This window comes from Micromonospora sp. NPDC000442 (genome assembly GCF_042898635.1).
Classification (GTDB): domain Bacteria; phylum Actinomycetota; class Actinomycetes; order Mycobacteriales; family Micromonosporaceae; genus Micromonospora.
In genome coordinates this window covers 30,752-56,753 of the sequence record NZ_JBIAYZ010000019.1, presented here as the reverse complement: position 1 = coordinate 56,753, position 26,002 = coordinate 30,752, and the positions used below count along the sequence as shown (strand labels likewise).

The following is a 26,002-nucleotide window of genomic DNA, read 5'->3' as shown; positions in this document are numbered from 1 at the left end:
GCGCGGATCCGGGCACCCGGGGTGGTGTCTGCCAGACTGCCGGACCATGAGGACCGACGACTTCTGGCAGTTGATCGACCGGGCCCGCACCGGCGGGGGAGAGCCGGATGCCATCGCCGCCCGGGCCGTCGCGCTGCTCGCCGCCCGCGACCCCGAGGAGATCGTCGGGTACGCCCACCACCAGCAGCGGGTCCTGGCCGCGTCCTACCGGGTCGATCTGTGGGGCGCCGCGTACCTGATCAACGGTGGCGCTTCCGACGACGGATTCGAGTACTTCCGGGGCTGGCTGATGACCCAGGGACGGGAGGTCTTCGCCCGGGCGGTCGCCGATCCGGACTCGCTTGCCGAGCTGCCGCAGATCCGGTCCGCCTCGCTCAGCGGCGAGGAGTTCGAGTGCGAGGACATGCTCGCGGTGCCGTGGGACGCGTACCGCAGGGCCACCGCGACCGACCTGCCGGGGGAGCGCGCGGCGACGCCGCAGCCCGACCTGAACGACTTCTGGGACTTCGACGACGAGGAGGAGGCCCGCCGTAGGCTGCCCCGGCTCGCCACCCTCTTCGTCGAGCCGCCGCAGGAGTGACGGACGCCCGGCCGATGCCAGCCGGGGACATGGGAGCATAGAGGGGGCCGGCGCGTGCCGGCCCGCTCACGTCAGCCGACCAGAACGGACCGCTGTGCCACCGACGCTCGATCCCGGCGCGAACGCTCCTGGTGCCACCGACCCGGGGCGGATCAGGAACTTCTGCATCATCGCTCACATCGACCACGGAAAGTCGACCCTGGCCGACCGGATGTTGCAGCTCACCGGTGTGGTCGACCCGCGGCAGATGCGCGCGCAGTACCTCGACCGGATGGACATCGAGCGCGAGCGCGGCATCACCATCAAGAGCCAGGCGGTCCGGATGCCGTGGACGATCCGGGAGGGCGAGCGGGCCGGCGAGCAGGCCGTGCTCAATATGATCGACACGCCTGGTCACGTCGACTTCACCTACGAGGTGTCCCGGTCGCTGGCCGCCTGCGAGGGTGCCATCCTGCTCGTCGACGCAGCCCAGGGCATCGAGGCGCAGACGCTTGCGAACCTGTACCTCGCGCTCGAGAACGACCTGCACATCATCCCGGTGCTCAACAAGATCGACCTGCCGGCCGCCCAGCCGGAGAAGTACGCCGAGGAACTGGCCCACCTGATCGGCGGTGACCCGGCGGACTGCATAAAGGTCTCCGGCAAGACCGGTGAGGGCGTGCCGTACCTGCTCGACGAGATCGTCCGGCAGTTCACCCCGCCGGTAGGTGACGCCGATGCTCCGGCCCGCGCCATGATCTTCGACTCGGTGTACGACGTCTACCGGGGTGTGGTCACCTACGTGCGGGTGATCGACGGTCAGATCAGCGCCCGGGACCGGATCAAGATGATGTCCACCGGCGCGGTGCACGAGCTGCTGGAGATCGGGGTCATCTCGCCGGAGATGGTGAAGGCGGAGGCGCTCGGCGTCGGTGAGGTCGGCTACCTGATCACCGGGGTGAAGGACGTCCGGCAGTCCCGGGTCGGTGACACTGTCACCATCAACAACCGGCCGGCCGCCGAGCCGCTCGGTGGGTACAAGGACCCGAAGCCGATGGTCTACTCGGGTCTCTACCCGATCGACGGTTCGGACTACCCGGCACTGCGCGACGCGCTGGACAAGCTCAAGCTCAACGACGCCGCGCTCACCTACGAGCCGGAGACCTCGGGTGCGCTCGGCTTCGGGTTCCGCTGCGGCTTCCTCGGCCTGCTGCACCTGGAGATCATCGGGGAGCGGCTGGAGCGGGAGTTCAACCTGGACCTGATCTCGACCGCGCCGAACGTGGTCTACCGGGCGATCCAGGAGGATGGCCAGGAGGTGGTGGTCACCAACCCCAGCGAGTACCCGACCGGCAAGATCGCCGAGGTGTACGAGCCGACGGTGCGGGCCAGCGTGCTGACGCCGAACGACTACGTCGGTGCGGTGATGGAGCTCTGCCAGGGCCGGCGGGGCAACCTGCTCGGCATGGAGTACCTCTCCGCCGACCGGGTGGAGTTGCGCTACACGCTGCCCCTGGCCGAGATCATCTTCGACTTCTTCGACCAGCTCAAGAGCCGCACCAAGGGCTACGCCTCGCTGGACTACGAGCCCACCGACGAGCAGGCGTCCGACCTGGTGAAGGTCGACATCCTGCTGCACGGCGAGCCGGTGGACGCGTTCAGCGCCATCGTGCACAAGGACAAGGCGTACGCGTACGGCACCACCATCGCGGCGAAGCTGCGCAACCTCATCCCGCGCCAGCAGTTCGAGGTGCCGATCCAGGCGGCCATCGGCAGCCGGGTGATCGCTCGGGAGACCATCCGCGCCATCCGTAAGGACGTGCTCGCCAAGTGCTACGGCGGTGACATCAGCCGTAAGCGCAAGCTGCTGGAGAAGCAGAAGGAGGGCAAGAAGCGGATGAAGATGGTGGGCCGGGTGGAGGTCCCGCAGGAGGCGTTCATCGCCGCGCTCTCCTCCGACTCCGACGGCAAGGCGAGCGGAAAGAAGTGACCGACCCGGGGTGGCGCCTGCTTGCCTAGGGGCGTCCGGCGCGGGCGGTTTGGGGATTCGTCGTCGAGGGAATCTGACCGAGAGGACAGGAACCCCCCAAATGACATATTCCGGGTAAGGAGATCCGCCATGGAGCTCACCGTCTGGGGCATCATCACCGCGCTGTTCGTGGGTCTGATCATCGGCGCGCTGGGCCGTCTCGTGGTACCGGGCCGGCAGGACATGCCCATCTGGCTGCACATGATCATCGGCGTCGGTGCGGCGCTGCTCGGCACCGTGCTCGCCCGTGCGATGGGCATCGCCACGGTGACCGCCGGTATCGACTGGGCCGAGTTGGCCGTCCAGGTCGCCCTGGCCGCGATCGCGGTCGCGCTGGTGGTCGGCGTGGGCAGTCGCCGTCGCGGCGTCACCCATCGGTAACCGACTCCGCCTCGACGGGCGCCCGGCCACCCGGCCGGGCGCCCGTCGGCGTTCGGGCCCGCTCGCTCGCGGCCTGACCAGACCGGCCGATCGGCGTGTCGACCCCCGTCGGCGTTGGCCGTAGCTCACGGCATCGCGGCGAAGAGTCGCTGGCCGCGATCTTTCGGAGTCGTCGTGACCTCTCGGACGGAAAAGCCGGTTTGGGATCTTCGTGGGTCGGGCATTAGGCGGTCACGACAGGAACGCCACACATTGTGGAACGTCTTTGTGAAGGAGAGCGACCATGGAGCTCACCGTCTGGGGCATCATCACCGCCCTGATCGTTGGTCTGATCGTCGGTGCGCTGGGCCGACTGGTGGTGCCGGGCCGTCAGAACATGCCGATCTGGCTGCACATGCTCATCGGTGTCGGTGCGGCGCTGCTCGGTACCGTGATCGCCCGTGCGTCCGGTTTCGCCGAGACCGCCGGTATCGACTGGCGGGAGCTGATGCTCCAGGTGCTGCTGGCCGCCGTCGCCGTGGCGCTGGTCGCCGGCGTGGGCCGCAACCGCCGGGGTGTCACCCACCGGTAACAGCTGAACCGTCGAAAGGCGCCCGACCGTCGTGGTCGGGTGCCTTTCGCGTTCGTACGCCCAACTTCGTGCCCAGGCGAGGCGGCCGGCCCGCCCCCGTGCCGCGACCGACCTGACCACCGGCGGCGGGCGAGGGCCGTGGCGTGACGAGGTCGCTCCCGTAGGATGTGATCATGACGGGCAGGGTGGCATCGGTGAACGTCGGCATCGTGACCGAGGCGGCGTGGGCTGGTGACGCGAGCGGGCGCAGCGGCATCGACAAGCGGCCGGCCGATGCTCCGGTGCTCTTTCGCGTCGACGGGGTGGCCGGCGACTTCATCGGCGAACGGACCCACCACGGTGGTCCGGACAAGGCTGTCTACGCGTACGCGGGGGAGGACGCGGCCTGGTGGGAGGCGGACCTCGGGCGCACCATCCGCCCCGGCGGCTTCGGCGAGAACCTCACCACGTACGCGGTCGACGTGACCGGCGCCGTGATCGGCGAGCAGTGGGCCGTCGGTGAGGTGCTGCTCCAGGTGACCATGCCGCGGACGCCGTGCACCACCTTTGCCGGATTCTGGGGCGTACCGGATCTGATCAAGCGGTTCACCGCCCGCGCGACCCCCGGCGCGTACCTGCGGGTGGTGCGCGAGGGCGCGGTGGGCGCCGGCGATCCGATCGAGATCGTGCACCGGCCGGCGCACGGGGTGACCCTCGGCGAGGTGTTCCGGGCGCTCAGCCTGGAGCCGGCGCTGCTGCCCCGGTTGCTGGCGGCCGACGACCTGCCCGAGCCGATCCGTGAGAAGGCGCGTCGCCGCCTGGGCGAACCGGCCGGCTGACGGACCGGCGCGTCGTCCCGAGGTGACGCGACAGGCCCCGTGAGCCACGTCCAGGCGTGGCCCACGGGGCCTGTCGTCACGGTCCGGTCAGCGGAGCCAGGGGATGCTGCGGTTGAGCAGACCGCGCTGCTTGAGCTCCTTGCGCAGCGGGATCTCGTCGTCGATGTAGCCGTCCCAGTTGATGCCCCAGTAGTTGGCCGTGTGGGTGCCCTCACCGAGCAACTGGCGCTGCACCGGCGTGCGGTTGCGGTACCACTCGCCGTCCTTGTCGGGGTGCAGCTCGTCGAGCGGGCGGATCCACCGGTAGGTGTAACCGACGAACAGCATCTTGCGGGTGATGTTCGACAGGTTGGTCGACCGGGAGTGCCACTGGCGGCGGTCGAAGATGAAGGCGTCACCCGGGTTGGCGGTGATCTCGACCGTGCCCTCGGGATCCGGGTTGTGCACGCTCAGGTCCGTCGGGCGGGGCAGCGAGTTCCACAGGTGGCTGCCCGGGATCACCTTCGTCGCGCCCCGGCCCTTCTCCGACAGGTCGGAGAGCACGTAGGCGACCTTCAGCGAGAACATCGGCCGCGGCAGGTTCGGGTCCATCGTCTCCGGGTCGGAGTTCTGCCGGTACCCGTCCTGGTGCCAACCCCAGTACGGCTTCTCGGGCTCCGACGCCGGCGGCGTGACGTCGAGGTGGTTGTGGTGGGTGTAGATGTTCCAGCCCGCCAGCCCCCACATGTAGGGGAAGGCGATCGGGTGGGTGAGCAGCTCGCCGAAGAGCTCGTCACGCTCAAGGAAGCCCAGCAGGTGCAGGGTGCCGTCCTTGGTGGTGGTGCCCTTGGCCTTCTCCTCCTCGTACACCCGGTCGACCGCGGCCTCCAGAGCGGCCCGGTGATCCTCGGTCAGGACGTTCCGCAGCAGGAGAAAGCCCTGCTCGTGAAACTCCTTGCGGTCGACGTCACTGATCGGTTCGTAGCCGGTCCGGTCGCCGTAGTCGAACGCCACGTCGTACCCCTCCCCAAGAGGTGAAACCATTTCTGGCACAGGCCGCCGATCGTAACGCGCGTCCGGATGGCCCGGGGGGCACCCCGCGACCTTTCCACAGGCACGGCGACTGAAGGCGGTTGCCTGACTACCGCACGTCACCCAACGTGGCGAGACGCGGCCTTACGTGCCGAATTGCCGGATCTTGCGGTGACTGCGGGTAAAAAGATCGGGGGTCGCTCAGACGTCGGCGTGGACCTCGGCGAGAACCTCCGTGTCGCCCCGGTCGCTGTCCGGCAACCGCTTCCAGGCGCCGCGCTTGGCGGTCCACTCCCGGCCGTCATAGGTCACCCGCTTCACCCCGTGCTCCTTGGCGTGGGAGACCAGCCAGTGCGTGTACCGCCAGCCGGCCCGTACGCCCTCGGGGGACGTCATCAGGCTGCCGGCGGGGCTCCGCTCGAAGTCGTTGATCCCCACTTTCAGCAGGGTCGGGTTGCCGTAGTTGTCGACGGCGGAGCTGAAGTAGCTCCTGCCTGCCGGGCGGTCGTCGTCGGAGGCGACGGCCACCAGGCCCCAGTCGAGCGCCAGTCCCTTGGTCAGCGCGGCGATGGCGGCGGCACCGCGCATCACCGGGTCGCCGCCCACCGCGCAGGTGACCGCCGTGGTGGCGTGACCGAGCAGCGCCCGGGTGAGCACCTGCGACTCGTCGGCCCACTTCTCGTAGGCCTCCGGGAAGGCCGAGCGCTGCACCTTCTGCGCGGCGTCGGTGACCCGCATGTCCTCCCAGCCGCGCACCTTCTTCAACGCCGCGTAGAACTTCCCCGCCGCGTACCGGGGGTCGCGGATCTGGGCCGGTGTGCCCCAGCCCTGGCTCGGTCGCTGCTGGAACAGCCCCACGGAGTCGCGGTCACCACCGGTCAGGTTGCGCAGCCCGGACTCCTGGTACGCGGTGGCGAGCGCCACCACCACCGCCCGCTCGGGCATCTCGCGCTGCACGCCGATCGCCGCGATGGTCGCCGCGTTCGCCATCTGCTGCGAGTCGAGCGTCACCTCGCCGTCGGCCTGCACCGTGCAGGCCCGGCCGGCCAGCGGCAGCCGTAGCCCCTCACCGGCCTGCCTCAGCACCACGATCATCCCGATCGCGGCGATCAGGACGAGGACCACGAAGCCCGTCGCGACAGCCCGAGTTCGCACCCGCACCTCCTGTGTCAAGGTCCGCCAAGCGTACGTCCCTGATCGACCCGTTCGGGTCGTCCGACCGGTTCCCACCTCCTGTGGCGCCCACGCGCAACGCGAGGTTCCCCGTCCCGGCCGTACCTCACCTACCGAGTTCCGCCACCCAGCGCGGCGGCCGCTTCTCCCGGAACGCGGTGACCCCCTCGATCCCGTCCGCCGACAGGAAGTACCCGGTGGACAGCTCGGCCAGCTCGGCCAGGTCGGCGCGCAGGTCGACGGCGGCCGGGCGGCGCAGCAGTCGCTTCGCACCGGCCATCGCCGCCGGGGCCCCGCGTACCAGCGAGTCGCAGTACCGCTGCACCGTGGCATCCAGTTCCTCTGCCGGCACCGCGGCGGTGACCAGGCCGATCTCGGCCGCCCGCCGGCCGTCGAAGGTGTCGCCGGTCAGGTACAGCTCGGCTGCCGCCCGGCTGGTCAGGCGGGGCAGCACCGTCGCGGAGATCACCGCGGGGATCACCCCGATCCGCACCTCGGTGAAGGCGAACGTGGCCTCGGCCGTGCAGACTGCCAGGTCGGCCGCCGCGATCAGACCCAGGCCGCCGGCCCGGGCCGGGCCGGCGACCCTCGCCAGCACCGGCTTCGGGCACTCCCGGACCGCCGCGAGCACGTCACCCAGCATCCCGGCGGGCACCGTGCCGCTGGCGTACGCCGCCGCGGTCTCCTTCAGGTCGGCTCCGGAGCAGAAGACCGGCCCGGTGTGGTCGAGCACGATCACCCGGACCGCGTCGTCGGCGACCGCGGCGGACAGTCCGGCCAGCAGTTCGGTCATCAGCGGCGTGGAGAGCGCGTTGCGGTTGTGCGGACTGTCCAGGGTGAGCGTGGTCACCCCGTGGGCCGTGGCGACCCGCACGAGCGCGTCGGGAGAGGTCATGCCAGGGCACACTAGTGGCCATGCCCGGCGTCCTTCCAGCAGGCGAGCCCGTCCCCGTCGACGGGTCGCTGCCCGCGTCCGCCCGTGCGTCCGTGGGCGCCCGGGGTTTCGGGGTGTACGTGCACGTGCCCTTCTGCGCGAGCCGCTGCGGCTACTGCGACTTCAACACGTACACCGCCGACGAGCTGGGCGGCGGCGCGAGCCGGGAGGCCTACGCCGACGCCGTGCTGGCGGAACTGACGCTCGCCGCCCGGGTGCTGGGCGAGGCCCCGCCGGCCCGGGTGGACACGGTCTTCGTCGGCGGCGGCACCCCCACCCTGCTGCCCGCCGACGACCTGGCCCGCATCCTCGACGCGATCGACCGGACCTGGGGGCTGGCCGCCGACGCGGAGGTGACCACCGAGGCCAACCCGGAATCGGTGACGCCCACCTCGCTGAAGGAGTTGCGCGCGGCCGGGTACACCCGGATCTCGCTGGGCATGCAGTCGGCCGCGCCCGGGGTGCTCGCCGTGCTCGACCGCCGGCACCATGCCGGCCGGGCCACCGCCGCCGCGCTGGAGGCCCGCGACGCCGGCTTCGACCACGTCAATCTCGACCTGATCTACGGGACACCGGGGGAGCGGGCCGAGGACTTCGCCGCCTCGCTGGATGAGGTGGTGGCCGCGGGCGTGGACCATGTCAGCGCGTACGCCCTGATCGTCGAGGACGGCACCCGGCTGGCCGCCCGGATGCGCCGTGGCGAGCTGCCCTACCCGGACGAGGACGTGGCCGCGGACCGCTACCTGGCCGCCGAGTCCGCCCTCGGCGCGGCCGGTTTCTCCTGGTACGAGGTCTCCAACTGGGCCCGCACGCCGGACGCGCGCTGCCGGCACAACCTGCTCTACTGGGCCGGCGGTGACTGGTGGGGCCTCGGGCCGGGGGCACACAGCCACGTCGGCGGAGTGCGTTGGTGGAACGTCAAACATCCCGCCGCGTACGCGGGACGCCTCGCCGCCGGGGCGTCACCCGGGCAGGCCCGGGAGGTGCTCACCGGCGACGAGGCGCACATGGAGGACGTCATGCTCCGGTTGCGGCTGGCTTCCGGCCTGCCACTGGACGTGCTTACCGACGCCGGGCGGGCGGGCGCGGCGCGGGCGCTGGCCGAGGGGCTGCTCGCCGAGCCCGCCCACGCCGCCGGCCGCGCCGTGCTCACCCTGCGCGGCCGGTTGCTCGCCGACGCCGTGGTTCGCGACCTGCTGCCCTGACCCCCGTCACCAGGTAAGCCGGCCGGTCAGCGCTTCACGAAGGCGTACGTCATCGGGTACTGGTAGAGCACCCCTTCGTTGGCCTTGACCCCGCCGATGATGCCGAAGATCACCGGCACGATCCCGGCGATGATCGGCGCGAAGAACAGGATGCCGCAGGTGATCATGGTGAGCACCCAGCTCAGCACGCCGACGATGGCCCAGGTGAGCTGGAAGTTCAGCGCGGCCACCGAATGGGCCCGGGCGACCGGGGACTGCTGCCCGCGGGTCATCATCGCGATCAGCGGCGCCACCCAGCCGAAGAGCCCGCCACCGACGACCACGCCGAGCGGGCCGCCGAAGTGCGCGATCAGGGACCAGGTCTTGTCCTCGTTGTTGGCGTAGCCACCGCCAGGAGCGCCGTAACCGCCGGTCGGGTAGCCGACACCGGGGGCCCCGGGCGGCGGCGGGTAACCGCCGGGCGGCGGGTAGCCCCCGGGTGGGGGGTAGCCGGCCGGCGGCGGTTGGTCGCCGGTGGGAGGTGGATAGCCGCCGGGCGGGGGATAGCCGCCCTGGCCAGGCGAACCGGACAGTGGTGTCGTGGGTTCGTCGCCGGAGTCCGGGGGACGAGGTGGTTCAGTCATGGGGGTCACGGTAGGTGCCACCGGCAACGGCGCACCAGAGCGACACCGGCGAGTGTCAACCCACCGATCGGTTCGATGACGGGCGTGCCGACTTGATCATCGCGTGGACGGGGACGCCGACGTAGACTGGCACTCGCTACAGTCGAGTGCCAGAGTGTTCCTCTGGTGGCCGTGACGCTGCGGGCTGACCTGCGACAGGAGGTGGCAAGGATGGGTCTGGACGACCGGAAGCTCGCCGTGCTCCGGGCGATCGTCGAGGACTACGTCGCCACCCAGGAGCCGGTCGGCAGCAAGTCGCTGGTCGAGCGGCACCAACTCGGTGTCTCGCCGGCCACGGTCCGAAACGACATGGCCGTGCTGGAGGACGAGGGCTACATCCGGCAGCCGCACACCAGCGCGGGGCGGGTGCCCACCGACCGTGGCTACCGACTCTTCGTCGACCGGTTGAGCCGGGTCAAGCCGCTCAGCCCGGCCGAGCGCCGGGCGATCGAGCGCTTCCTGGCCGGCGCCGTCGACCTCGACGACGTGGTGCACCGCACGGTGCGGCTGCTGGCGCAGCTGACCCGGCAGGTCGCCGTCGTGCAGTACCCGAGCCTGGCCCGATCCCGGGTGCGTCACCTGGAACTGGTGCCGATCTCCACCACCCGGCTGATGCTGGTGATGATCGCCGACACCGGCCGGGTCGAGCAGCGACTCGTCGAGCTGCCCGCGCCGGTCCTCGCCGACGACGTGCTGGACCTGCGCCGGCTGGTCAACGAGAAACTGGTGGGCGTCCGCCTGTCGGAGACCCCGCCGCTGGTGCAGGCCCTCATCGAGGACTGCGTGCCGCACCTGCGCCCGGCGATGACCACCCTGTCCACGGTGCTGCTGGAGACGCTCGTCGAACGGCACGAGGAGCGGCTCGCTCTGGCCGGCACCGCCAACCTCGCCCGGGGCGGCCTGCTCGACTTCCAGGGCTCGTTGCGTCCGATCCTTGAAGCACTTGAGGAGGAGGTCGTGCTGCTCAAGCTCATCGGCGAGGTGGAGCCGAGCACACTGCGGGTGCGCATCGGCGACGAGAACGAGTACGACAACCTGCGGGCGGCTTCCGTGGTCAGCACCGGATACGGCCCGGGCGCGACCATCGTCGGGGGGATGGGCGTGCTGGGACCGACCCGGATGGACTACCCCGGAACCATCGCCACGGTGAGGGCCGTGGCACGCTACGTGGGCGAGCTGCTGGCCCAGAACTGACAAGTCAGGGCCGACGGCAGGCTGCCGCCGCCGAACGGCGTAACTCGAGACGAACACGAGGACACGGAACGCAGTGGCCAGGGACTACTACGGCATTCTCGGCGTGAGCAAGGGTGCCTCCGATGACGAGATCAAGCGCGCCTACCGCAAGCTGGCGCGCCAGTTCCATCCGGACGTGAATCCGGATCCGGAGGCACAGGAGAAGTTCAAGGACATCAACGCCGCGTACGAGGTCCTCTCGGACGATCGGAAACGGCAGATCGTCGACCTCGGCGGGGATCCGCTGGCACCCGGCGGAGGCGGGCCCGGCGGTCCGGGTGGCCCCGGCGGGGCCGGCCCCTTCGTCGGCTTCCAGGACATCATGGACGCGTTCTTCGGTGGTGCCACCGGCGCCGGGCGAGGCCCGCGTCCGCGTACCCGCCCCGGCGCCGACGCCATCCTGCGCCTGGAACTGGACCTCCAGGAGACCGCCTTCGGCGTCGAGGCGCCGATCACCGTCGACACCGCCGTGCTCTGCACCACCTGCTCCGGTGCCGGCACCGCCGCCGGCACCCACCTGGCCACCTGCGAGGCGTGCGGTGGCCGGGGCGAGGTGCAGTCGGTGCAGCGCACCTTCCTCGGGCAGGTGGTCTCCGCCCGGCCGTGCACGGTCTGCCAGGGTTACGGCACCACCATCCCGAGCCCCTGCCCGACCTGCGCCGGTGACGGCCGGGTACGCACCCGTCGTTCGCTGACCGTCAAGATCCCTGCCGGGGTGGAGGACGGCATGCGCATCCGCCTCGCCCAGCAGGGCGAGGTCGGCCCGGGCGGCGGCACCGCCGGGGACCTCTACGTGGAGATCCACGAACGGCCGCACGACGTCTTCTCCCGCAAGGGCGACGACCTGCACTGCCGGGTCACCGTGCCGATGACCGCCGCCGCGCTCGGCACCCGGCTGACCATCAAGGCGCTCGACAGCGAGGAACCGGTCGACGTCAAGGCGGGCACCCAGCCGGGCAGCACCCTGCGGCTGCGGGCCCGTGGCGTACCGCACCTGCGCGGCGCCGGGCGGGGCGACCTCTACGTCCACCTGGACGTGCGGACTCCGACGAAGCTCGACGCCGAGCAGGAACGGATGCTGCGCGAGTTCGCCAAGACCCGTGGCGAGGAGGTCGCCGAGCTGACCAAGCAGGGCGGGTTCTTCTCCCGGATGCGCGACGCCTTCAACGGCCACGCCTGACGTGTCCGCCCCGCTGTTCCTGGTCGAGTCGCTGCCGACCGCCGCCTCGATGGTGCTGGACGGCCCCGAGGGCCACCACGCCGCCACCGTGCAACGGCTGCGCGCCGGCGAACAGGTGCTGCTCGCCGACGGGCGGGGCGGCACGGCCACCGCCGTGGTGACCGCCGTCGGCCGGGGCACCCTCGACCTCGACGTGACCGACCGGGGGTACGTCGACGCCGCGAACCCGCGGCTGGTGGTGGTCCAGGGCATCGCCAAGGGCGACCGGGGCGAGCTGGCAGTGCAGGCGATGACCGAGGCGGGCGTGGACGAGATCGTCCCCTGGGCGGCGGGCCGGTCGGTGGTGCAGTGGCGCGGCGACCGGGGCGTACGGGCCCGCAGCCGGTGGGTCGCCACCACCCGGGAAGCCACGAAACAGGCCCGCCGGGCGTGGCTGCCGGTGGTGGCGGGAGCGCCGGACGAGACCACCGCATCGGTGACGCGCCGGATCGCCGGGGCGGCGGCCGGTTACGTGCTGCACGAGGAGGCAACCGACCGGCTGACCACCGTCGAGCTGCCCGAGCACGGCGAGATCGTGCTGGTGGTGGGCCCGGAGGGCGGCATCACCGCGGACGAGCTGTCGGCCTTCCAGGAAGCCGGCGCCCGACCCGTGCGGCTCGGCCCCTCGGTGCTGCGCACCTCCACCGCGGGCGTGGCCGCCCTGGCGGTCCTCGCCACCCGCCTGCTGCGTTGGTGAGCCTCGCGCGGACATCGCCGGGGATCCCTTCCTTACACTGCCCGGATGGGAAGCGACTGTCTGTTCTGCCGCATCGTCGCCGGAGAGATTCCGGCCACCGTGGTCCGCGAGACGCCCACCACGCTCGCCTTCCGCGACATCGACCCGAAGGCGCCGGTACACGTGCTGGTCGTACCGAAGGAGCACTACGCCGACGTGGCCACCCTCGGTCAGGGTGATCCGGCGCTGGCCGGCGAGGTGCTGGCCACGGCCGCCGCGGTGGCCGAGGACGAGGGGCTGCTCGGCGACGGGTTCCGGCTGATGTTCAACACCGGGGCGTACGGCGGTCAGGAGGTCTTCCACGTGCACGCCCACGTACTCGGCGGCGCACCACTCGGCCCGATGCTGGCCCGGGACCTCGGATGACCTCCGCCGCCGGCCGCACCTCCGCCGCCGGTCGTCTGGGCCGGATGGTGCGCCAGGTCCAGGCACAGGCCCGGGTGCCGGCGATCTCGGCTGCGGTGCATCGCGCCGACCGGCCGCTGTGGACGTGCACCGCCGGCGGCACCGGCAACGACACGGCCCTGGACGAGCAGACCCGGTTCCGGATCGGCTCGGTGACCAAGACGTTCACCGCCGTACTGGTCATGCAGTGCCGCGACGACGGGCTGCTCGACCTCGATGACCCGCTGCGGCGGCACCTCGACCTGCCGGCGCACGGCGAGTTGACCGTGCGTCGGCTGCTGTCGCACACCGCCGGCCTGCAACGGGAACCGTACGGCGACGTCTGGGACACGCTACGCGCGCCGGACACCGGTCAGCTGATCGCCGAGCTGGCCCGGGCCGAGCGGGTGCTGCCCACCGGGCGCCGCTACCACTACTCGAATCTCGGCATGGCACTGCTCGGCCACCTGGTCGGGCAGGTACGCGGCGGCACCTGGGCGGAGGTGCTGACCGAGCGGGTGCTGACCCCGCTCGGGATCACCTCCACCACAACCACCCCGGGTCCGCGCGCCGCCACCGGGTTCCTGGTCGACGCGTACTCCGACGAGGCGCGTCCGGAGCCACCCACCGACTTCGGCGCGGTGAGCCCCGCCGCGCAACTGTGGAGCACGGCGACCGACATGGCCCGGTGGGCCGCCTTCCTGGCCGACCCGGCGGCGTTGGACGCGGCAGGTCGGGTGCTCGACCCGGCCACGCTGGACGAGATGCGCTGGCCGGTCACGGTCACCGACGAGGCGCTGTGGGCCGGCGGGTTCGGTCTCGGCCTGATCCTGGTGCCACAGGGGGATCGGGTGGTGCACGTCGGGCACGACGGGGCGATGCCCGGCTTCCTCGCCGGGGCGTACGGCCGCCGGGGCGGCGAGGGCACCCCGGGGGCGTTCGGCGCCGCCGTACTGGGCTCCTCCGGCACCGCCGTCGAGCTGCTGGAGTTGCCGCACCGGCTGCTCGCCGCCGCGGTCGAGCACGATCCGGCCGACATCGACCCGTGGCGTCCCGGCGATCCGGCGCCGCCGGACGTGCGCGGGCTGCTCGGCCGCTGGTGGGGCGAGGGCTTCGAGTACGTCTTCTCGTGGCACGAGGGGGCCCTGCGTGCCCGTGCCGCCGGCGATCCCCCGGGGAAGCCACCGGCGGTGTTCGCCCCGGTGCCGGACCAGCCGGACGTGTTCCGTACCGTCTCCGGCCGGGAGAACGGCGAGCTGCTCCGGCTGACCCGGGACTCCGCTGGTGTGGTGCTCCGGATGCACTGGGCGACCTACCGGTTCACCCGCCGCCAGGAGACCTTCGACGGCTTCGACTTCCGCAGCTGACCGGGCGGTTCATCGGGGTGGAATGCCCTGCTGTGTCCGGTCGTGTCGGCGCGTCGCAGCGGCGGAAATGGGCAGCGTGTCCCCGCCGTTGACCCGATACGATGGTGGCAACGTCCGCACGCCGTGCCACGGGCCCGGCACCGAGATCGAGAGCAGGTGGCGCAGGGCCCTCGGGCCCGACCTATGACCGGCACCCCACCTCCCGGCCCGCCCCGGGTGCAGACCAGGATCACGGTTCCCGATTCGAAGATCATGGTCAACCTGCTCGGCGCGGGTGACGAGATCCTGCGACTGGTCGAGCGCTCGGTGAACAGTGACGTGCACGTGCGTGGCAATGAGATCACCATCACGGGCGCTCCCGCCGACAACGCCCTCGCCGAGCGGCTCTTCAGCGAGCTGCTCGAACTCATCGAGAAAGGCGAGACCCTGACCACAGATGCCGTCCGGCGTACCGTCGGCATGCTCGAACAGGGTGGCACGGAGCGGCCCGCCGAGGTCCTTACCCTCAACATTCTCTCCCGGCGCGGGCGCACCATCCGCCCCAAGACGCTCGGGCAGAAGCGCTACGTCGACGCGATCGACGGGCACACCATCGTCTTCGGCATCGGCCCGGCGGGTACCGGTAAGACCTACCTCGCCATGGCCAAGGCGGTGCAGGCGTTGCAGGCCAAGCAGATCAACCGGATCATCCTGACCCGGCCGGCGGTCGAGGCCGGTGAGCGGCTGGGCTTCCTGCCCGGCACGCTCAACGAGAAGATCGACCCCTATCTACGCCCGCTCTACGACGCGCTGCACGACATGCTCGACCCGGAGACCATCCCGAAACTGATGGCGGCCGGGACGATCGAGGTGGCCCCCCTGGCATATATGAGGGGGCGGGCGCAGCCGTACGATGCCCGCGTACTGACGCCGGAAGGCTTCAAGCGGTTCGGCTCACTCCAGATCGGCGACCTGGTGATCGGCTCGAATGGCAAGCCGACTCCGGTGATCGGGATCTACCCGCAGGGGCCCAAGCAGGTCTACCGGGTGACCACGCAGGACGGGGCCTCCACCCTGTGCTGCGGTGATCACCTCTGGACCGTCGCCACGCCCGAGGACAAACGGCGTGGTCGCCGACGCACGCTCGAGACCCAGGAGATGATCGGGCAGGAGCGGCGGGGGTACATTCGCCGGTACGAACTCCCGGTGGTAGCTCCGGTCCAGCTGGAACCGCAGGACGTTCCGCTCGATCCGTACGTCCTCGGCCTGCTGCTCGGAGACGGGTCGATCTCGTGCCGCACGACGCCCGGGTTCACCACGGCGGACCCTGAGCTCGCCCGGGCGGTGGAGGACAACCTCGTCGACATCGAGCTGCACCGCAAGAGCGAACACGACTATGTGCTCCGGCACACCAAGGGTCACCGCGGCGGTGTGATCGTCGCTAACCCGGTGACGGTCGCGCTCCGCGAGCTGGGTCTGGCCGGGACGAAGTCGGGCACCAAGTTCGTGCCTTCCGGATATCTTCAGAACAGCGTCAATGTCCGACTGGCCGTCCTGCAGGGGCTGCTGGACACCGACGGCGGGCCGGTCGTCCAGGCGGGACGTACCTGCCGGGTGCAGTACTCGACGACCTCTCCCCGACTCCGCGACGACGTCGTCCACCTGGTCCAGTCACTCGGTGGCGTGGCGACGTGGCGCGTTCGAGAGGCCGAGGGTCGCAAGCCTGGCCTGGCCAACGGTCGACCGGTCGCGTACCGGTCGGACGCCTACGTCGTGGAGATCCGCTTGCCGGAGGGCGTAGCGCCGTTCCGGTTGGCGCGTAAGCGCCAGCGGTACGAAGAGTGCGGCGGCGGCCGACCGATGCGTTTCATCGACTCGATCGTCCCCGCTGGTGTCCAGGAGACGATGTGCATCCAGGTGGCGGCGGAAGATTCGCTCTATGTCACCGATGACTTCCTGGTCACGCACAACACGCTCAACGACGCGTTCATCATTCTCGACGAGGCGCAGAACACGACTCCCGAGCAGATGAAGATGTTCCTCACCCGGCTCGGCTTCAGCTCCAAGATCGTGGTCACCGGCGATGTCACCCAGGTCGACCTGCCCGGTGGGACGACCAGCGGGCTGCGGGTCGTCCGGGACATCCTGGAAGGTGTCGAGGACGTGCACTTCGCGCAGCTGTCCAGCGCCGACGTGGTACGTCACCGGTTGGTCGGAGAGATCGTCGACGCGTACGCGCGGTGGGACGCCGAGAACCAGCAGGCGCAGGGCGTGCACGCGGTGTCCGGGCGCAGCGCCCAGGGCAACCGCGGCGGCCGGCGCCGCTAGACCGAGGGAAGACAGTTGTCCATCGAGATCGCCAACGAGTCCGGTGCCGAGGTCGACACCGACGCCGTGCTCGCCGTCGCCCGGCACGCACTCGACGAGATGGGAGTCAACCCGCTCGCCGAGCTTTCCGTGTTGCTGGTGGACGTCGACTACATGACCGAGCTGAACCATCGTTGGATGGGCGGCGACGGCCCGACCGACGTGCTGGCCTTCCCCATGGACGAGGGCAGCGTCGACCACGGGCCGGGTGAGGTTGCCGCCGGTGGTGAACCGGCGCTGCTCGGCGACATCGTGCTCTGCCCGGAGGTGGCGGCGAAGCAGGCGGCCACCGCCGGGCACAGCACCGCTGACGAGTTGCATCTGCTCACCGTGCACGGTGTCCTGCACCTGCTCGGTTACGACCACGCGGAGCCGGAGGAGGAGCGGGAGATGTTCGGGCTCCAGGCCCGGTTGCTGGCGAGCTGGCGGTCGGCCCGCCCCCGGTGATGGACACTTCGTTGGCCGCGGCCGCCACCGGCCTACCCGACCTGCAACTGCTCGTGTTCGCTGCCGGGCTGGTGGTGCTCGCGGGCCTGATCGCGATGACCGAGGCCGCCCTGGCCGCGGTCTCCCCGGCCCGGGCGGCCGAACTTGCCCGTGAGGGGATCCGGGGAGCGCGTACTCTCCAGACGGTCGCCGGTGACGTGGTCCGGCACCTCAATCTCCTGCTGCTGCTCCGGCTGCTCGCCGAGCTGACCGCCACCACGCTTGTGGCGCTGGTGGCGGTGGACACCTTCGGCGCGGGCTGGCGGGCGGCGCTGGTCACCGCGGGGGCGATGACCGTGGTCAGCTTCGTCGTGGTCGGTGTGGGCCCGCGCACCCTGGGCCGGCAGCACGCGTACGCGGTGGGCCGCTCGGCCGCACCGCTGGTGCGCTGGCTGGGCCGGGTGCTCAACCCGCTGGCCTCTCTGCTGATCCTGATCGGTAACGCGGTCACTCCGGGACGTGGTTTCCGGGAGGGGCCGTTCGCCACTCAGGTCGAGCTGCGTGAGCTGGTCGACCTCGCCGAGCAGCGGGGCGTGGTGGAGCACGGCGAGCGGCAGATGATCCACTCGGTCTTCGCACTCGGTGACACCATCGCCCGCGAGGTGATGGTTCCGCGTACCGAGATGGTGTGGATCGAATCGGGCAAGAACCTCTCCCAGGCGCTCGCGTTGTTCCTGCGCTCCGGCTTCTCCCGGATCCCGGTGATCGGCGAGAGCGTGGACGACGTGCTCGGCATCCTCTATCTCAAGGACCTGATCCGGCGTACCCAGGGCGGGGCCGTCGAGGACCGTCAGCTGCCGGTGGCCGAGCTGATGCGGCCGGCGACCTTCGTGCCCGAGTCCAAGCCCGTCGACGATCTGCTGTCGGAGATGCAGGCCGCCCGCAACCACCTGGTCATCGTGGTGGACGAGTACGGCGGCACCGGCGGCCTGGTCACCATCGAGGACATTCTCGAAGAGATCGTCGGGGAAATCACCGACGAGTACGACGTCGAGCGCCCACCGGTCGAGCAGTTGCCGGACGGCGCGGTGCGGGTCACCGCCCGGCTGCCGGTCGAGGATCTCGGCGAGCTGTTCGACACCGAGTTGCCGCACGACGAGGTGGAGACCGTGGGTGGTCTGCTAGCCCAGGCCCTGGGTCGGGTGCCGATTCCGGGTGCGCAGGTCAAGGTGGCCGGCCTGCGACTGGTCGCCGAGGGCACCACCGGCCGCCGCAACCGGATCGACACGGTGCTGGTGCGTCGGGTGGAGCCGACCGACACCACTGACGATCCGGGCGGCAGGCCGACCGCGTCCCGTTCCGACACCGACCGATCCGAGGAGAGGCAGCCCGCCGATGCCTGAGTCACCCGCCGTACCGGCCGTCCGGTCCTCCGGCTCCGAACTGAGCGCCGAGGACGGCAAGCTGGTCATCCTCGCCCGGGGTGCCCGGGGCCGAGTGGGCGCCGTGGAGGGCGCCGCGGTCCGGGACCAGGACGGTCGGACGTACGCGGCGGCCAGCGTGTCGCTGCCCTCGCTGACCATCACCGCGCTGCAACTGGCGGTCGCCTCGGCGGCTGCGGCGGGTGCCACCCGGTTGGAGGCTGCGGTGGTGGTGACCGAAGCGTCCACCCTGGACGGTGCCGGCTACGCGGCCGTGCGTGACCTGGCCGCCGACGCGCCGGTGCACGTGGCCGGACCGGACGGCACGGTGCTCGGCACGGTGACCGAATGAGCGAGCTCAGCGAGCGAATCGTCAGGCGCGGTGCGTGGGTGCCTCATGGCGGCGCGGAGCGTAGCGGAGCGGCGTCATGAGCGAACGCAGCGGACGCGCCTATCGGGCGGGTTTCGCGTGTTTCGTCGGGCGGCCAAACGCCGGCAAGTCCACGTTGACCAATGCCATCGTCGGGCAGAAGATCGCGATCACGTCGAACAAGCCGCAGACCACCCGGCACATCATCCGGGCGGTGTTGCACCGGCCGGAGTCGCAGCTCGTGCTGGTCGACACCCCGGGCCTGCATCGTCCTCGCACCCTGTTGGGCGAGCGGCTCAACGATCTGGTGCGGCAGACCTGGAGCGAGGTCGACGTGATCGGCCTCTGTATCCCGGCCGACGAGCCGATCGGCCGTGGCGACCGGTTCATCACCGGGGAGTTGGCCGAGCTGAAGGCGACCGTGCTGGCGGTGGTCACCAAGACCGACCTGGTCGATCGCAAGCGGCTGGCCGAGCAGTTGCTCGCCGTCAGTGAGCTGGGGGATTTCGCCGAGGTCGTGCCGGTCAGCGCGGTCTCCGGGCACCAGGTGGACACCCTGGTCGAGGTGATGACGCGCTATCTCCCCGAGTCGCCGCAGCTGTACCCGGACGACATGCTCACCGACGATCCGGAGCAGGTGCTGGTGGCGGAGCTGATCCGGGAGGCCGCGCTGGAGGGGGTCCGGGACGAGTTGCCGCACTCCATCGCCGTGGTGGTGGAGGAGATGATTCCGGAGGGCCGGCTGACGAAGATCTACGCCGACGTGTACGTGGAGCGGCCCAGCCAGAAGGCGATCGTCATCGGGCATCGGGGCGCTCGGCTCAAGGGCGTCGGCACCGCCGCGCGACGGCAGATCGAGGAGCTGCTGGGTACGAAGGTCTACCTCGATCTGCACGTACGGGTGGCCAAGGACTGGCAGCGCGACCCGAAGCAGTTGCGCAAGCTCGGGTTCTGAGTCGATCCGGCGGATCGGTGAAATCGGACGACCGGCACCGGATCGTCTGATCTGGACCGGTCAGGCATATGGGAAGTTTCACTATCGCAGTGGGTCTCTGGTCGGTTCGTCGCCGGGCAACGGAGGGTAGGGAAGCAAGAGCCTCCGCGCCCCCGACACAGATGCAGGCTGATGCGAAACAGATACCTGGACCTGCTGCGCGCCCTGGCCATCGTGCGGGTCGTCGTCTACCACGTCACCGGCTGGGGATCGCTGACGCTGATGTTCCCGGCGATGTCGGTGATGTTCGCGCTCGCCGGTTCGCTGATGGCCGCGTCCCTGTCGCGGTCCGGGCCGATGGCGGTCGGCCGGCGACTGCGGCGGCTGTTGCCGTCGCTGTGGGTGGTCGCTGCGATCTTCGTGCCGGCGATGCTGCTCACCGGGCTGCCGTTCACCCCGGCGGTGCTGCTCTGGCTATTTCCGGTGGCCGACCCACCGGCGAACTACTGGGGTGCGCTGGCGCTGAGCCCGATCTGGTACCTGCGTGACTATCTGTGGTTCGTTCTCGCCTCACCGGCCGCGCTGTGGCTGTTCCGCCGTTTCCCGGTGCCCACCCTGCTCGCTCCGTACTGCCTGCTGCTGGTAATCGAGTTGGGCATCTACCAGAATCCGCCGGTCGTGCTGCGCCATTTCGGGCTCTACTTCGGGGCCTGGCTGTTGGGTTTCGCCCACCAGAGCGGAATGCTGCGCCGCCTGAGTGTCTGGATTCTGGTGCCGACCGCGGTCGCGCTCGCGGCGGTGGGCGGGGCCTGGATCCTGACTCACCAGGGTCCGCGTGGTTACGACCTCAACGACATTCCGCTCGGCAACGCGCTCTGGTCGGCCGCGTTCATCCTGGTGGCACTGGGTCGGGCACCGGCGACCGCGGCCTGGGTGGACCGCAACGCGGTGTTCGGCCGGGCGGTCACCGTGCTGAACCGGCGGGCGTTGACGATCTATCTGTGGCACATGGCGTTCGTGGTGGCGCTGACCCCGCTTGTCGACGTGGTCGGCTGGTCGCATCAGGATCTGCTGGGCCTGGCGATCCGGGTGGCCCTGGTCTTCCTGCTGGTGGGCCTGGTGACCGCGGTGGTGGGTTGGGTCGAGGATGTCGCGGCGCAGCGTCCGCCCGAGCTGATTCCCGGCGGCCGTCGCCCGACGTCGCGCCCCGTCCGCCGGCACGCGGAGTCCCGCACCGGCGGCGACGACGACCCGAGCGACGGGCCGGTTGAGCGTCGGGCGACGCCGGTGCCGGAACAGCGTGGCCGGAGTGGGGACGTCATCGCGAGGTGACGGTGATGTCGCCGCTGCCGGTACGCAGGTCCAGAACTGATGTTGCGGACGGATCGTGCGCCACACCCAGTTCGATCTGGCCGGAGCCGACCTTCGACCGGACCTGGTACGCGCCCTCCGGCACGGTCAGGTCGACGTTGCCGCTCGACGCGTGCGCCCGTGCGGAGGCGGGCTTGTCCAGTTCGAGGGTGATGTTGCCGGACTTGGTCTCCGCGTCCACCCTGCCGCCGAGGCGGCTTCCGGTCGCGTCTCCGGAGGAGGCCCGCATGACGACGGACGCCGTCACGTCGTGCACCTCGATGTCGCCCGAGCCGGTCTCCACCCGCACCGCGCCGGTCGCCGCGGCCACCCGCACGTCACCGGAGCCGACCTTGAGATCCACCTGGCCGACGCGGCTGAGGTTGACGTTCCCGGAGCCGGTCTCGCCCCGTACGCTCACCCCCTCGCCGACCGTCACCTCGTAGGAGACGCTGCACCGGGGGCCGCAGGAGGTGTCCAGCACCAGCTCCGCGCCTTTGATCTCGTAGGTCGCGTCCGGCTGGCCACCCTGGTAGCGCACCACGCGCTTGACGCGTACCTCGTCCGCCCCGCCGTCCGCCCGGACCACCACGTCGCCGGCACCGGGCAGCACCTGGATCGCGGTGATCCGGGCGGACTCGGTGGTGTCGAAGTCCAGCCGCCGGGACGACAGGTTGTCGCACCCGACCAGGACGATGAGGGCGGCGGTCGCGGCGATCGCCATGCCGGTCCGGCGCGCAGTGCTCCCTCGACGGGCGATGGTTCGGCGCAGGGCGGTGTGCCGATCTGCGACGGTGGGCCGGGAGACGGTGCTGGTCCGGTGCGAAGCCATGCCGAGCACGCTACGACCGGCGTGACCGGGCGCGCATCCGGGTTCGCCGGCACGGCGACCCCGAGCGGACCCTGAATTCCGACCCGGGGTCGGACCTGATTTTCGGCCGGAGGGGAGAATGGCGCGATGGCCGGGTACCGCCGACAGCTCTACCGCGACGACGCGGTGGTGCTGCGTGTGCAGAAACTCGGCGAGTCCGACCGGATCATCACCCTGCTCACCCGGCGGCACGGCCGGCTCCGCGCGGTCGCCCGAGGGGTGCGCCGGACCACCTCGAAGTTCGGTGCCCGGCTGGAGCCCTTCGGCCACGTCGATGTGCAACTGGCCGGCGACCCCAAGGGGGAGCAGGGCAGTTCGCTGCACACCGTCAGCCAGGTCGAGGGGATCGACCTGTACGGCAAGCGGTTCCTCGGTGACTATCCCCGCTACACCGCCGCCAGCGCGATCGCCGAGACCGCCGAGCGACTCACCCCGGTCGAGCGGGAACCGTCGTTGCGGCTGTTCCAGCTCACCCTGGGCGCGCTGCGCGCCCTCGCCGACGGCGGCCATGCCCCCACGCTGGTGCTCGACGCGTACCTGCTGCGCGGGATGGCGTTGGCGGGCTGGGCGCCGGCGTTGACCGCCTGCGCGGTCTGCGGCACCCCCGGCCGGCACCGGGCGTTCTCGGTGCCGGCCGGGGGCGCGGTCTGCCCGGACTGCCGCCCACCGGGCGCCGCCCACCCGGCCCCGGCCACCATCGACCTGATGTCGGCGCTGACCGTCGGTGACTGGCGGGTCGCCGACGCCACCGAGAACGGGGTACGCCGGGAATGCAGCGGCCTGGTCGCGGCGCACCTGCAGTGGCACCTGGAACGCGCGCTACGCTCGCTGCCGCTGGTCGACCGGGGTGGGGTGCCGTCGGCACCCGGCGCGCGACGGCCGACCGGCGAGGCCGGCACCGTGGCCCCGGCCGGCGCAGCGTTGCCGCCCGACCGGGCGTCACCGGACGCGAGTAGGGAGAGAACCGAGTGATCCGATCGTCCAGGGCCGGGCGGCGCGAGCCGGTGCCGCCGACACCGCATCCGTCGGGAGCCCGACCGCCGGCGCTGCCACCGGGGGCGGTGCCCCGCCACGTCGCCGTGGTGATGGACGGCAACGGCAGGTGGGCCAAGGAGCGCGGTCTGCCGCGCACCAAGGGCCACGAGGCGGGGGAGTTCTCCCTCTTCGACACCATCGAGGGCGCCATCGAGCTGGGCATTCCGTACCTGTCGGCGTACGCCTTCTCGACGGAGAACTGGCGACGCTCACCCGACGAGGTGCGGTTCCTGATGGGCTTCAACCGGGACGTCATCCGCCGCCGCCGGGACCAGCTGGTCGACCTCGGGGTGCGGGTGGTGTGGTCCGGTCGGGCCGGGCGGCTGTGGAAGAGCGTCATCAGCGAGTTGCAGACCGCCGAGGAGATGTCCCGCGGCAACTCGACGCTGACCCTGCAGTTCTGCGTGAACTACGGCGGGCAGGCGGAGATCGCCGACGCGGCCGCCGCGATCGCCCGGGACGTGGCCGCCGGCCGGCTCGATCCGGCCAAGGTCACCGAGAAGACGGTTCAGCGGTACCTCTACCACCCTGAGGTGCCCGAGGTGGACCTGTTCCTGCGGCCCTCCGGCGAGCAGCGGACCTCGAACTTCCTGCTCTGGCAGAGCGCGTACGCTGAGTTGATCTTCCTGGACACGCTCTGGCCGGACTTCGACCGCCGGCACCTGTGGTACGCCTGCGAGTTGTACGCCCAGCGCGACCGGCGGTTCGGCGGCGCGCTGCCCAATCCGGTGGCCCCGACGACCTCGGCAGCCACGGTCCCGGCCAGCTGAGCGGTGGTGGTCGCGGCCACCCGAACGCATACCCGGCGGCCACACTGGGTATCACCGCCGGCAGCAGCCACTGACGGAGGTGAACCCATATGATCCGCAAGCGCATCGGGCAGTGGGCGGTGATGGCCATCGCGGTACCGGTCGCCGCCGCCGGAGCCCGGAAGCTGAGCCACACGCTGGAGGCCCGCCGTGGCCCCAACCGGGCCACTCGACTGCTCAACAAGGGCGCCGACCTCATCCGCCCCCGGCAGGCCAAGCGCCGCCGCTTCTTCTGACGCGCCGGTAGCCCAGCAATACCGCATCTCGCGGTATCCCTGTTGAGGGATACCGCGAGATGCCGTGTATCGGGGGTGTTGGCCTCGACCTGCGGGTCAGGCCTCGACCTCGGCGCGGTCGGGGGTGGCCCAGAGGGTGTGGAACGAGCCGTCCCGGTCGACGCGGCGGTAGGTGTGCGCGCCGAAGTTGTCGCGCAGCCCCTGGATCAGTGCGGCCGGCAGTCGGTCCGCCCGCAGCGCGTCGAAGTACGCCAGCGACGAGGCGAACGCGGGAGCCGGAACGCCCGCCCGGGCCGCCTCCGCCACCACCCGTCGCCAGCTCGGCACGCCGTCGCGCACGGTGTCCGCGAACCACGGTGCCACCAGCAGGGTGGGCAGCTCCGGCTGCTCGTCGTACGCCTGCTTGATGCGGTCGAGGAACCGGGCCCGGATGATGCAGCCGCCGCGCCAGATCGTCGCCGTGCCGCCCAGGTCGATGCCCCAGTCGTACTCGGCGCTGCCGGCCCGGATCTGGTCGAAGCCCTGGGCGTACGCGACGATCTTCGAGGCCAGGAGTGCCCGGCGTACGTCCTCGATGAACGCCTCGCGGTCACTGACCTGCCACTTCTCGCCGGCCTCGGGGAAGGCCCGCACCGCGGCCTCGCGCTGGCCCACGTGCCCGGACAGCGACCGGGCGAAGGTCGCCTCGGCGATGCCGGTGATCGGGATGCCCAGGTCAAGAGCGATCTGGACGGTCCACCGGCCGGTGCCCTTCTGCTCGGCCCGGTCCTGCACCACGTCCACGAACGCCCGCCCGGTGGCGGCGTCGGTGTGCGCCAGCACATCGGCGGTGATCTCGATCAGGAAGGACTCCAGCTCGCCGGAGTTCCACTCCCGGAAGATCTGCGCGATCTCCGCCGGCTCCGCGCCCAGCCCGGCCCGCAGCAGGTCGTACGCCTCGGCGATGAGCTGCATGTCGGCGTACTCGATGCCGTTGTGGACCATCTTGACGAAGTGCCCGGCACCGTCCGGCCCGACGTGCTGGCAGCAGGGCTCGCCCTCGACCTGCGCGGCGATCTTCTCGAAGATCGGTCCGAGCTTGCGGTACGACTCGGCCGAGCCGCCCGGCATGATGCTCGGCCCCCACAGCGCGCCCTCCTCGCCACCGGAGACGCCGGTGCCGACGAAGTGCAGGCCCTGGGCCCGCAGCGCCTCCTCCCGCCGGCGGGTGTCGGCGAAGTGCGCGTTGCCGCAGTCGATGATGATGTCGCCCGCCTCCAGCAGCGGCACCAACTCGTCGATCACCGCGTCGGTGGGGCCGCCCGCCTTGACCATGATGATCACCGCGCGGGGGCGCTCCAGCGCGGCGACGAAGTCCGCCAGGGACTCCGTCGGGACGAAGGTGCCCTCGTCGCCGTGCTCCGCCACGAGCGACCGGGTCCGCTCCGGCGAGCGGTTGTGCAACGCCACGGTGAACCCGTTGCGGGCCAGGTTTCGGGCCAGGTTGCGACCCATCACCGCCAGCCCCGTCACACCGATCTGCGCCGTAGCCCGATCCGCCATCCTCGTCGCCACCTTCCGCCGTCTACCTGTAGTGCTGCGACGGTATCGCGGCATCGGGTTGGCGTGCGCCGTCCCCCCACCGCTGGTCATCAGGTGGTCGCGTAGCGCACCACGATCCCTGCGCGGACCGGTGGCGTTAATTCGGATGCGGCCGCCTCGCCCGGCCGGTAACGTGCGGGCATGCGCTACTGACGCCCCTTTTTCCGAGCCGGGTCTCGCCGCCGTCGTGCCGCGACCCGTGTGCTCCCGGGCGTCCGTGTGTGTCCACCCGCCGTCGGCGGTGGCGTCCTCCGTGGCCGGTCCCGGGCAGCAGTCCGATCCGTTCCGACCGCCCCGGTGGCGGTCCTCACGATGTGGTCGGCCGACCGTTCGCGGGTTGC

25 protein-coding genes and 3 pseudogenes are annotated in these 26,002 nt (G+C 71.1%); 22 read left to right on the top strand and 6 right to left on the bottom strand.

The window, feature by feature from the left end:
• Positions 1 to 46 precede the first annotated feature (46 nt).
• The 5 genes from ACFY2A_RS24825 to ACFY2A_RS24805 all read left to right on the top strand — a co-directional run bounded on the left by ACFY2A_RS24825 (position 47) and on the right by ACFY2A_RS24805 (position 4,358).
• A complete protein-coding gene (locus tag ACFY2A_RS24825) occupies positions 47 to 580 on the top strand; it encodes a DUF4240 domain-containing protein (RefSeq protein ID WP_387174974.1) in 534 nt (177 codons plus the stop codon).
• A gap of 94 nt (positions 581 to 674) precedes the next feature.
• Complete coding sequence (gene lepA / locus ACFY2A_RS24820) at positions 675 to 2,549, top strand: translation elongation factor 4 (protein ID WP_363925104.1); 1,875 nt, start codon at positions 675 to 677, stop codon at positions 2,547 to 2,549.
• A gap of 129 nt (positions 2,550 to 2,678) precedes the next feature.
• Positions 2,679 to 2,969, top strand: a complete 291-nt coding sequence (locus ACFY2A_RS24815; protein WP_363925103.1) for a GlsB/YeaQ/YmgE family stress response membrane protein — start codon at positions 2,679 to 2,681, stop codon at positions 2,967 to 2,969.
• A gap of 283 nt (positions 2,970 to 3,252) precedes the next feature.
• Positions 3,253 to 3,540 (top strand): GlsB/YeaQ/YmgE family stress response membrane protein, encoded by a 288-nt coding sequence (locus tag ACFY2A_RS24810; RefSeq protein WP_093407532.1) that lies wholly within the window; start codon positions 3,253 to 3,255, stop codon positions 3,538 to 3,540.
• Between the two features lie 173 nt (positions 3,541 to 3,713).
• Positions 3,714 to 4,358 carry an MOSC domain-containing protein gene (locus ACFY2A_RS24805; protein WP_387174971.1) on the top strand — a complete coding sequence of 215 codons (645 nt, stop codon included), beginning with the start codon at positions 3,714 to 3,716 and terminating at the stop codon, positions 4,356 to 4,358.
• Positions 4,359 to 4,445: 87 nt separating this feature from the next.
• Here the strand turns inward: ACFY2A_RS24805 and ACFY2A_RS24800 are convergent, their stop codons facing one another.
• The 3 genes from ACFY2A_RS24800 to ACFY2A_RS24790 form a co-directional block, all read right to left on the bottom strand.
• The gene (locus ACFY2A_RS24800; RefSeq protein WP_387174969.1) at positions 4,446 to 5,351 is read right to left on the bottom strand and encodes a phytanoyl-CoA dioxygenase family protein; all 906 of its coding nucleotides are present in this window, start codon (positions 5,349 to 5,351) and stop codon (positions 4,446 to 4,448) included.
• A gap of 219 nt (positions 5,352 to 5,570) precedes the next feature.
• Entirely contained in the window at positions 5,571 to 6,530 is a 960-nt protein-coding gene (locus tag ACFY2A_RS24795; RefSeq protein WP_363925101.1) for a hypothetical protein, read from the bottom strand.
• 118 nt (positions 6,531 to 6,648) lie between these two features.
• On the bottom strand, positions 6,649 to 7,437 hold the full coding sequence (locus ACFY2A_RS24790; protein ID WP_363925100.1) for an enoyl-CoA hydratase-related protein: 789 nt from the start codon (positions 7,435 to 7,437) through the stop codon (positions 6,649 to 6,651).
• A gap of 20 nt (positions 7,438 to 7,457) precedes the next feature.
• On the opposite strand from ACFY2A_RS24790, the gene hemW reads away from it, so the two are divergent.
• Positions 7,458 to 8,681: a radical SAM family heme chaperone HemW gene (hemW, locus tag ACFY2A_RS24785; protein ID WP_387174967.1), complete on the top strand. Its 1,224-nt coding sequence runs from the start codon at positions 7,458 to 7,460 to the stop codon at positions 8,679 to 8,681.
• A gap of 26 nt (positions 8,682 to 8,707) precedes the next feature.
• Here hemW and ACFY2A_RS24780 read toward each other — a convergent pair whose 3' ends face one another.
• A complete protein-coding gene (locus ACFY2A_RS24780) occupies positions 8,708 to 9,304 on the bottom strand; it encodes a DUF4870 domain-containing protein (protein WP_387174965.1) in 597 nt (198 codons plus the stop codon).
• Positions 9,305 to 9,514: 210 nt separating this feature from the next.
• Here ACFY2A_RS24780 and hrcA point away from each other — a divergent pair, with 210 nt between their 5' ends.
• The 13 genes and pseudogenes from hrcA to ACFY2A_RS24715 all read left to right on the top strand — a co-directional run bounded on the left by hrcA (position 9,515) and on the right by ACFY2A_RS24715 (position 21,111).
• Positions 9,515 to 10,537, top strand: a complete 1,023-nt coding sequence (gene hrcA, locus ACFY2A_RS24775) for a heat-inducible transcriptional repressor HrcA (RefSeq protein WP_387174963.1) — start codon at positions 9,515 to 9,517, stop codon at positions 10,535 to 10,537.
• A 73-nt stretch (positions 10,538 to 10,610) separates the two neighbouring features.
• Positions 10,611 to 11,756 (top strand): molecular chaperone DnaJ, encoded by a 1,146-nt coding sequence (gene dnaJ, locus ACFY2A_RS24770; protein WP_387174961.1) that lies wholly within the window; start codon positions 10,611 to 10,613, stop codon positions 11,754 to 11,756.
• 1 nt (position 11,757) lies between these two features.
• Entirely contained in the window at positions 11,758 to 12,492 is a 735-nt protein-coding gene (locus ACFY2A_RS24765) for a 16S rRNA (uracil(1498)-N(3))-methyltransferase (RefSeq protein ID WP_363925096.1), read from the top strand.
• 45 nt (positions 12,493 to 12,537) lie between these two features.
• The gene (locus ACFY2A_RS24760) at positions 12,538 to 12,897 is read left to right on the top strand and encodes a histidine triad nucleotide-binding protein (protein ID WP_363925095.1); all 360 of its coding nucleotides are present in this window, start codon (positions 12,538 to 12,540) and stop codon (positions 12,895 to 12,897) included.
• On the top strand, positions 12,894 to 14,282 hold the full coding sequence (locus ACFY2A_RS24755; RefSeq protein WP_387174958.1) for a serine hydrolase domain-containing protein: 1,389 nt from the start codon (positions 12,894 to 12,896) through the stop codon (positions 14,280 to 14,282). The genes ACFY2A_RS24760 and ACFY2A_RS24755 overlap by 4 nt, the downstream gene beginning before the upstream one ends.
• 183 nt (positions 14,283 to 14,465) lie before the next feature.
• Positions 14,466 to 15,304: pseudogene (locus ACFY2A_RS24750) on the top strand (PhoH family protein); the annotation flags it as partial.
• Between the two features lie 115 nt (positions 15,305 to 15,419).
• A pseudogene (locus tag ACFY2A_RS24745) lies at positions 15,420 to 15,968 on the top strand (LAGLIDADG family homing endonuclease); the annotation flags it as partial.
• 264 nt (positions 15,969 to 16,232) lie between these two features.
• A pseudogene (locus tag ACFY2A_RS24740) lies at positions 16,233 to 16,589 on the top strand (PhoH family protein); the annotation flags it as partial.
• A gap of 15 nt (positions 16,590 to 16,604) precedes the next feature.
• Positions 16,605 to 17,075, top strand: a complete 471-nt coding sequence (gene ybeY / locus ACFY2A_RS24735; protein WP_363925093.1) for an rRNA maturation RNase YbeY — start codon at positions 16,605 to 16,607, stop codon at positions 17,073 to 17,075.
• Positions 17,075 to 18,457, top strand: a complete 1,383-nt coding sequence (locus ACFY2A_RS24730) for a hemolysin family protein (protein ID WP_387174955.1) — start codon at positions 17,075 to 17,077, stop codon at positions 18,455 to 18,457. Before ybeY ends, ACFY2A_RS24730 begins: the two co-directional genes overlap by 1 nt.
• Positions 18,450 to 18,827, top strand: a complete 378-nt coding sequence (locus ACFY2A_RS24725) for a cytidine deaminase (protein ID WP_387174953.1) — start codon at positions 18,450 to 18,452, stop codon at positions 18,825 to 18,827. The genes ACFY2A_RS24730 and ACFY2A_RS24725 overlap by 8 nt, the downstream gene beginning before the upstream one ends.
• Positions 18,828 to 18,903: 76 nt before the next feature.
• Positions 18,904 to 19,800, top strand: coding sequence for a GTPase Era (gene era / locus ACFY2A_RS24720; RefSeq protein WP_363925091.1), 897 nt, complete (start codon positions 18,904 to 18,906; stop codon positions 19,798 to 19,800).
• A gap of 171 nt (positions 19,801 to 19,971) precedes the next feature.
• A complete protein-coding gene (locus ACFY2A_RS24715) occupies positions 19,972 to 21,111 on the top strand; it encodes an acyltransferase (RefSeq protein ID WP_387174951.1) in 1,140 nt (379 codons plus the stop codon).
• On the opposite strand, the gene ACFY2A_RS24710 is transcribed toward ACFY2A_RS24715, so the two are convergent.
• Positions 21,098 to 21,961, bottom strand: coding sequence for a DUF4097 domain-containing protein (locus ACFY2A_RS24710; protein ID WP_387174948.1), 864 nt, complete (start codon positions 21,959 to 21,961; stop codon positions 21,098 to 21,100). The two genes, ACFY2A_RS24715 and ACFY2A_RS24710, sit on opposite strands and share 14 nt — an antisense overlap.
• Positions 21,962 to 22,087: 126 nt before the next feature.
• On the opposite strand from ACFY2A_RS24710, the gene recO reads away from it, so the two are divergent.
• The 3 genes from recO to ACFY2A_RS24695 all read left to right on the top strand — a co-directional run bounded on the left by recO (position 22,088) and on the right by ACFY2A_RS24695 (position 24,080).
• A complete protein-coding gene (recO, locus tag ACFY2A_RS24705; protein WP_363925088.1) occupies positions 22,088 to 22,972 on the top strand; it encodes a DNA repair protein RecO in 885 nt (294 codons plus the stop codon).
• 32 nt (positions 22,973 to 23,004) lie between these two features.
• The gene (locus ACFY2A_RS24700) at positions 23,005 to 23,805 is read left to right on the top strand and encodes an isoprenyl transferase (RefSeq protein WP_363925147.1); all 801 of its coding nucleotides are present in this window, start codon (positions 23,005 to 23,007) and stop codon (positions 23,803 to 23,805) included.
• 89 nt (positions 23,806 to 23,894) lie between these two features.
• Complete coding sequence (locus ACFY2A_RS24695) at positions 23,895 to 24,080, top strand: hypothetical protein (protein ID WP_210936411.1); 186 nt, start codon at positions 23,895 to 23,897, stop codon at positions 24,078 to 24,080.
• 96 nt (positions 24,081 to 24,176) lie between these two features.
• On the opposite strand, the gene gndA is transcribed toward ACFY2A_RS24695, so the two are convergent.
• Complete coding sequence (gndA, locus tag ACFY2A_RS24690; RefSeq protein ID WP_387174945.1) at positions 24,177 to 25,622, bottom strand: NADP-dependent phosphogluconate dehydrogenase; 1,446 nt, start codon at positions 25,620 to 25,622, stop codon at positions 24,177 to 24,179.
• Positions 25,623 to 26,002 lie beyond the last annotated feature (380 nt).

Coding starts and splice junctions, on each gene's coding strand:
- ACFY2A_RS24825 (WP_387174974.1), top strand. CDS start 47: ATGAGGACCGACGACTTCTGGCAGTTGATCGACCGGGCCCGCACCGGC.
- ACFY2A_RS24815 (WP_363925103.1), top strand. CDS start 2,679: ATGGAGCTCACCGTCTGGGGCATCATCACCGCGCTGTTCGTGGGTCTG.
- ACFY2A_RS24810 (WP_093407532.1), top strand. CDS start 3,253: ATGGAGCTCACCGTCTGGGGCATCATCACCGCCCTGATCGTTGGTCTG.
- ACFY2A_RS24805 (WP_387174971.1), top strand. CDS start 3,714: ATGACGGGCAGGGTGGCATCGGTGAACGTCGGCATCGTGACCGAGGCG.
- ACFY2A_RS24790 (WP_363925100.1), bottom strand. CDS start 7,437: ATGACCTCTCCCGACGCGCTCGTGCGGGTCGCCACGGCCCACGGGGTG.
- hemW (WP_387174967.1), top strand. CDS start 7,458: ATGCCCGGCGTCCTTCCAGCAGGCGAGCCCGTCCCCGTCGACGGGTCG.
- ACFY2A_RS24780 (WP_387174965.1), bottom strand. CDS start 9,304: ATGACTGAACCACCTCGTCCCCCGGACTCCGGCGACGAACCCACGACA.
- hrcA (WP_387174963.1), top strand. CDS start 9,515: ATGGGTCTGGACGACCGGAAGCTCGCCGTGCTCCGGGCGATCGTCGAG.
- ACFY2A_RS24760 (WP_363925095.1), top strand. CDS start 12,538: ATGGGAAGCGACTGTCTGTTCTGCCGCATCGTCGCCGGAGAGATTCCG.
- ACFY2A_RS24755 (WP_387174958.1), top strand. CDS start 12,894: ATGACCTCCGCCGCCGGCCGCACCTCCGCCGCCGGTCGTCTGGGCCGG.
- ACFY2A_RS24730 (WP_387174955.1), top strand. CDS start 17,075: ATGGACACTTCGTTGGCCGCGGCCGCCACCGGCCTACCCGACCTGCAA.
- ACFY2A_RS24725 (WP_387174953.1), top strand. CDS start 18,450: ATGCCTGAGTCACCCGCCGTACCGGCCGTCCGGTCCTCCGGCTCCGAA.
- era (WP_363925091.1), top strand. CDS start 18,904: ATGAGCGAACGCAGCGGACGCGCCTATCGGGCGGGTTTCGCGTGTTTC.
- ACFY2A_RS24715 (WP_387174951.1), top strand. CDS start 19,972: ATGCGAAACAGATACCTGGACCTGCTGCGCGCCCTGGCCATCGTGCGG.
- ACFY2A_RS24710 (WP_387174948.1), bottom strand. CDS start 21,961: ATGGCTTCGCACCGGACCAGCACCGTCTCCCGGCCCACCGTCGCAGAT.
- recO (WP_363925088.1), top strand. CDS start 22,088: ATGGCCGGGTACCGCCGACAGCTCTACCGCGACGACGCGGTGGTGCTG.
- ACFY2A_RS24695 (WP_210936411.1), top strand. CDS start 23,895: ATGATCCGCAAGCGCATCGGGCAGTGGGCGGTGATGGCCATCGCGGTA.
- gndA (WP_387174945.1), bottom strand. CDS start 25,622: ATGGCGGATCGGGCTACGGCGCAGATCGGTGTGACGGGGCTGGCGGTG.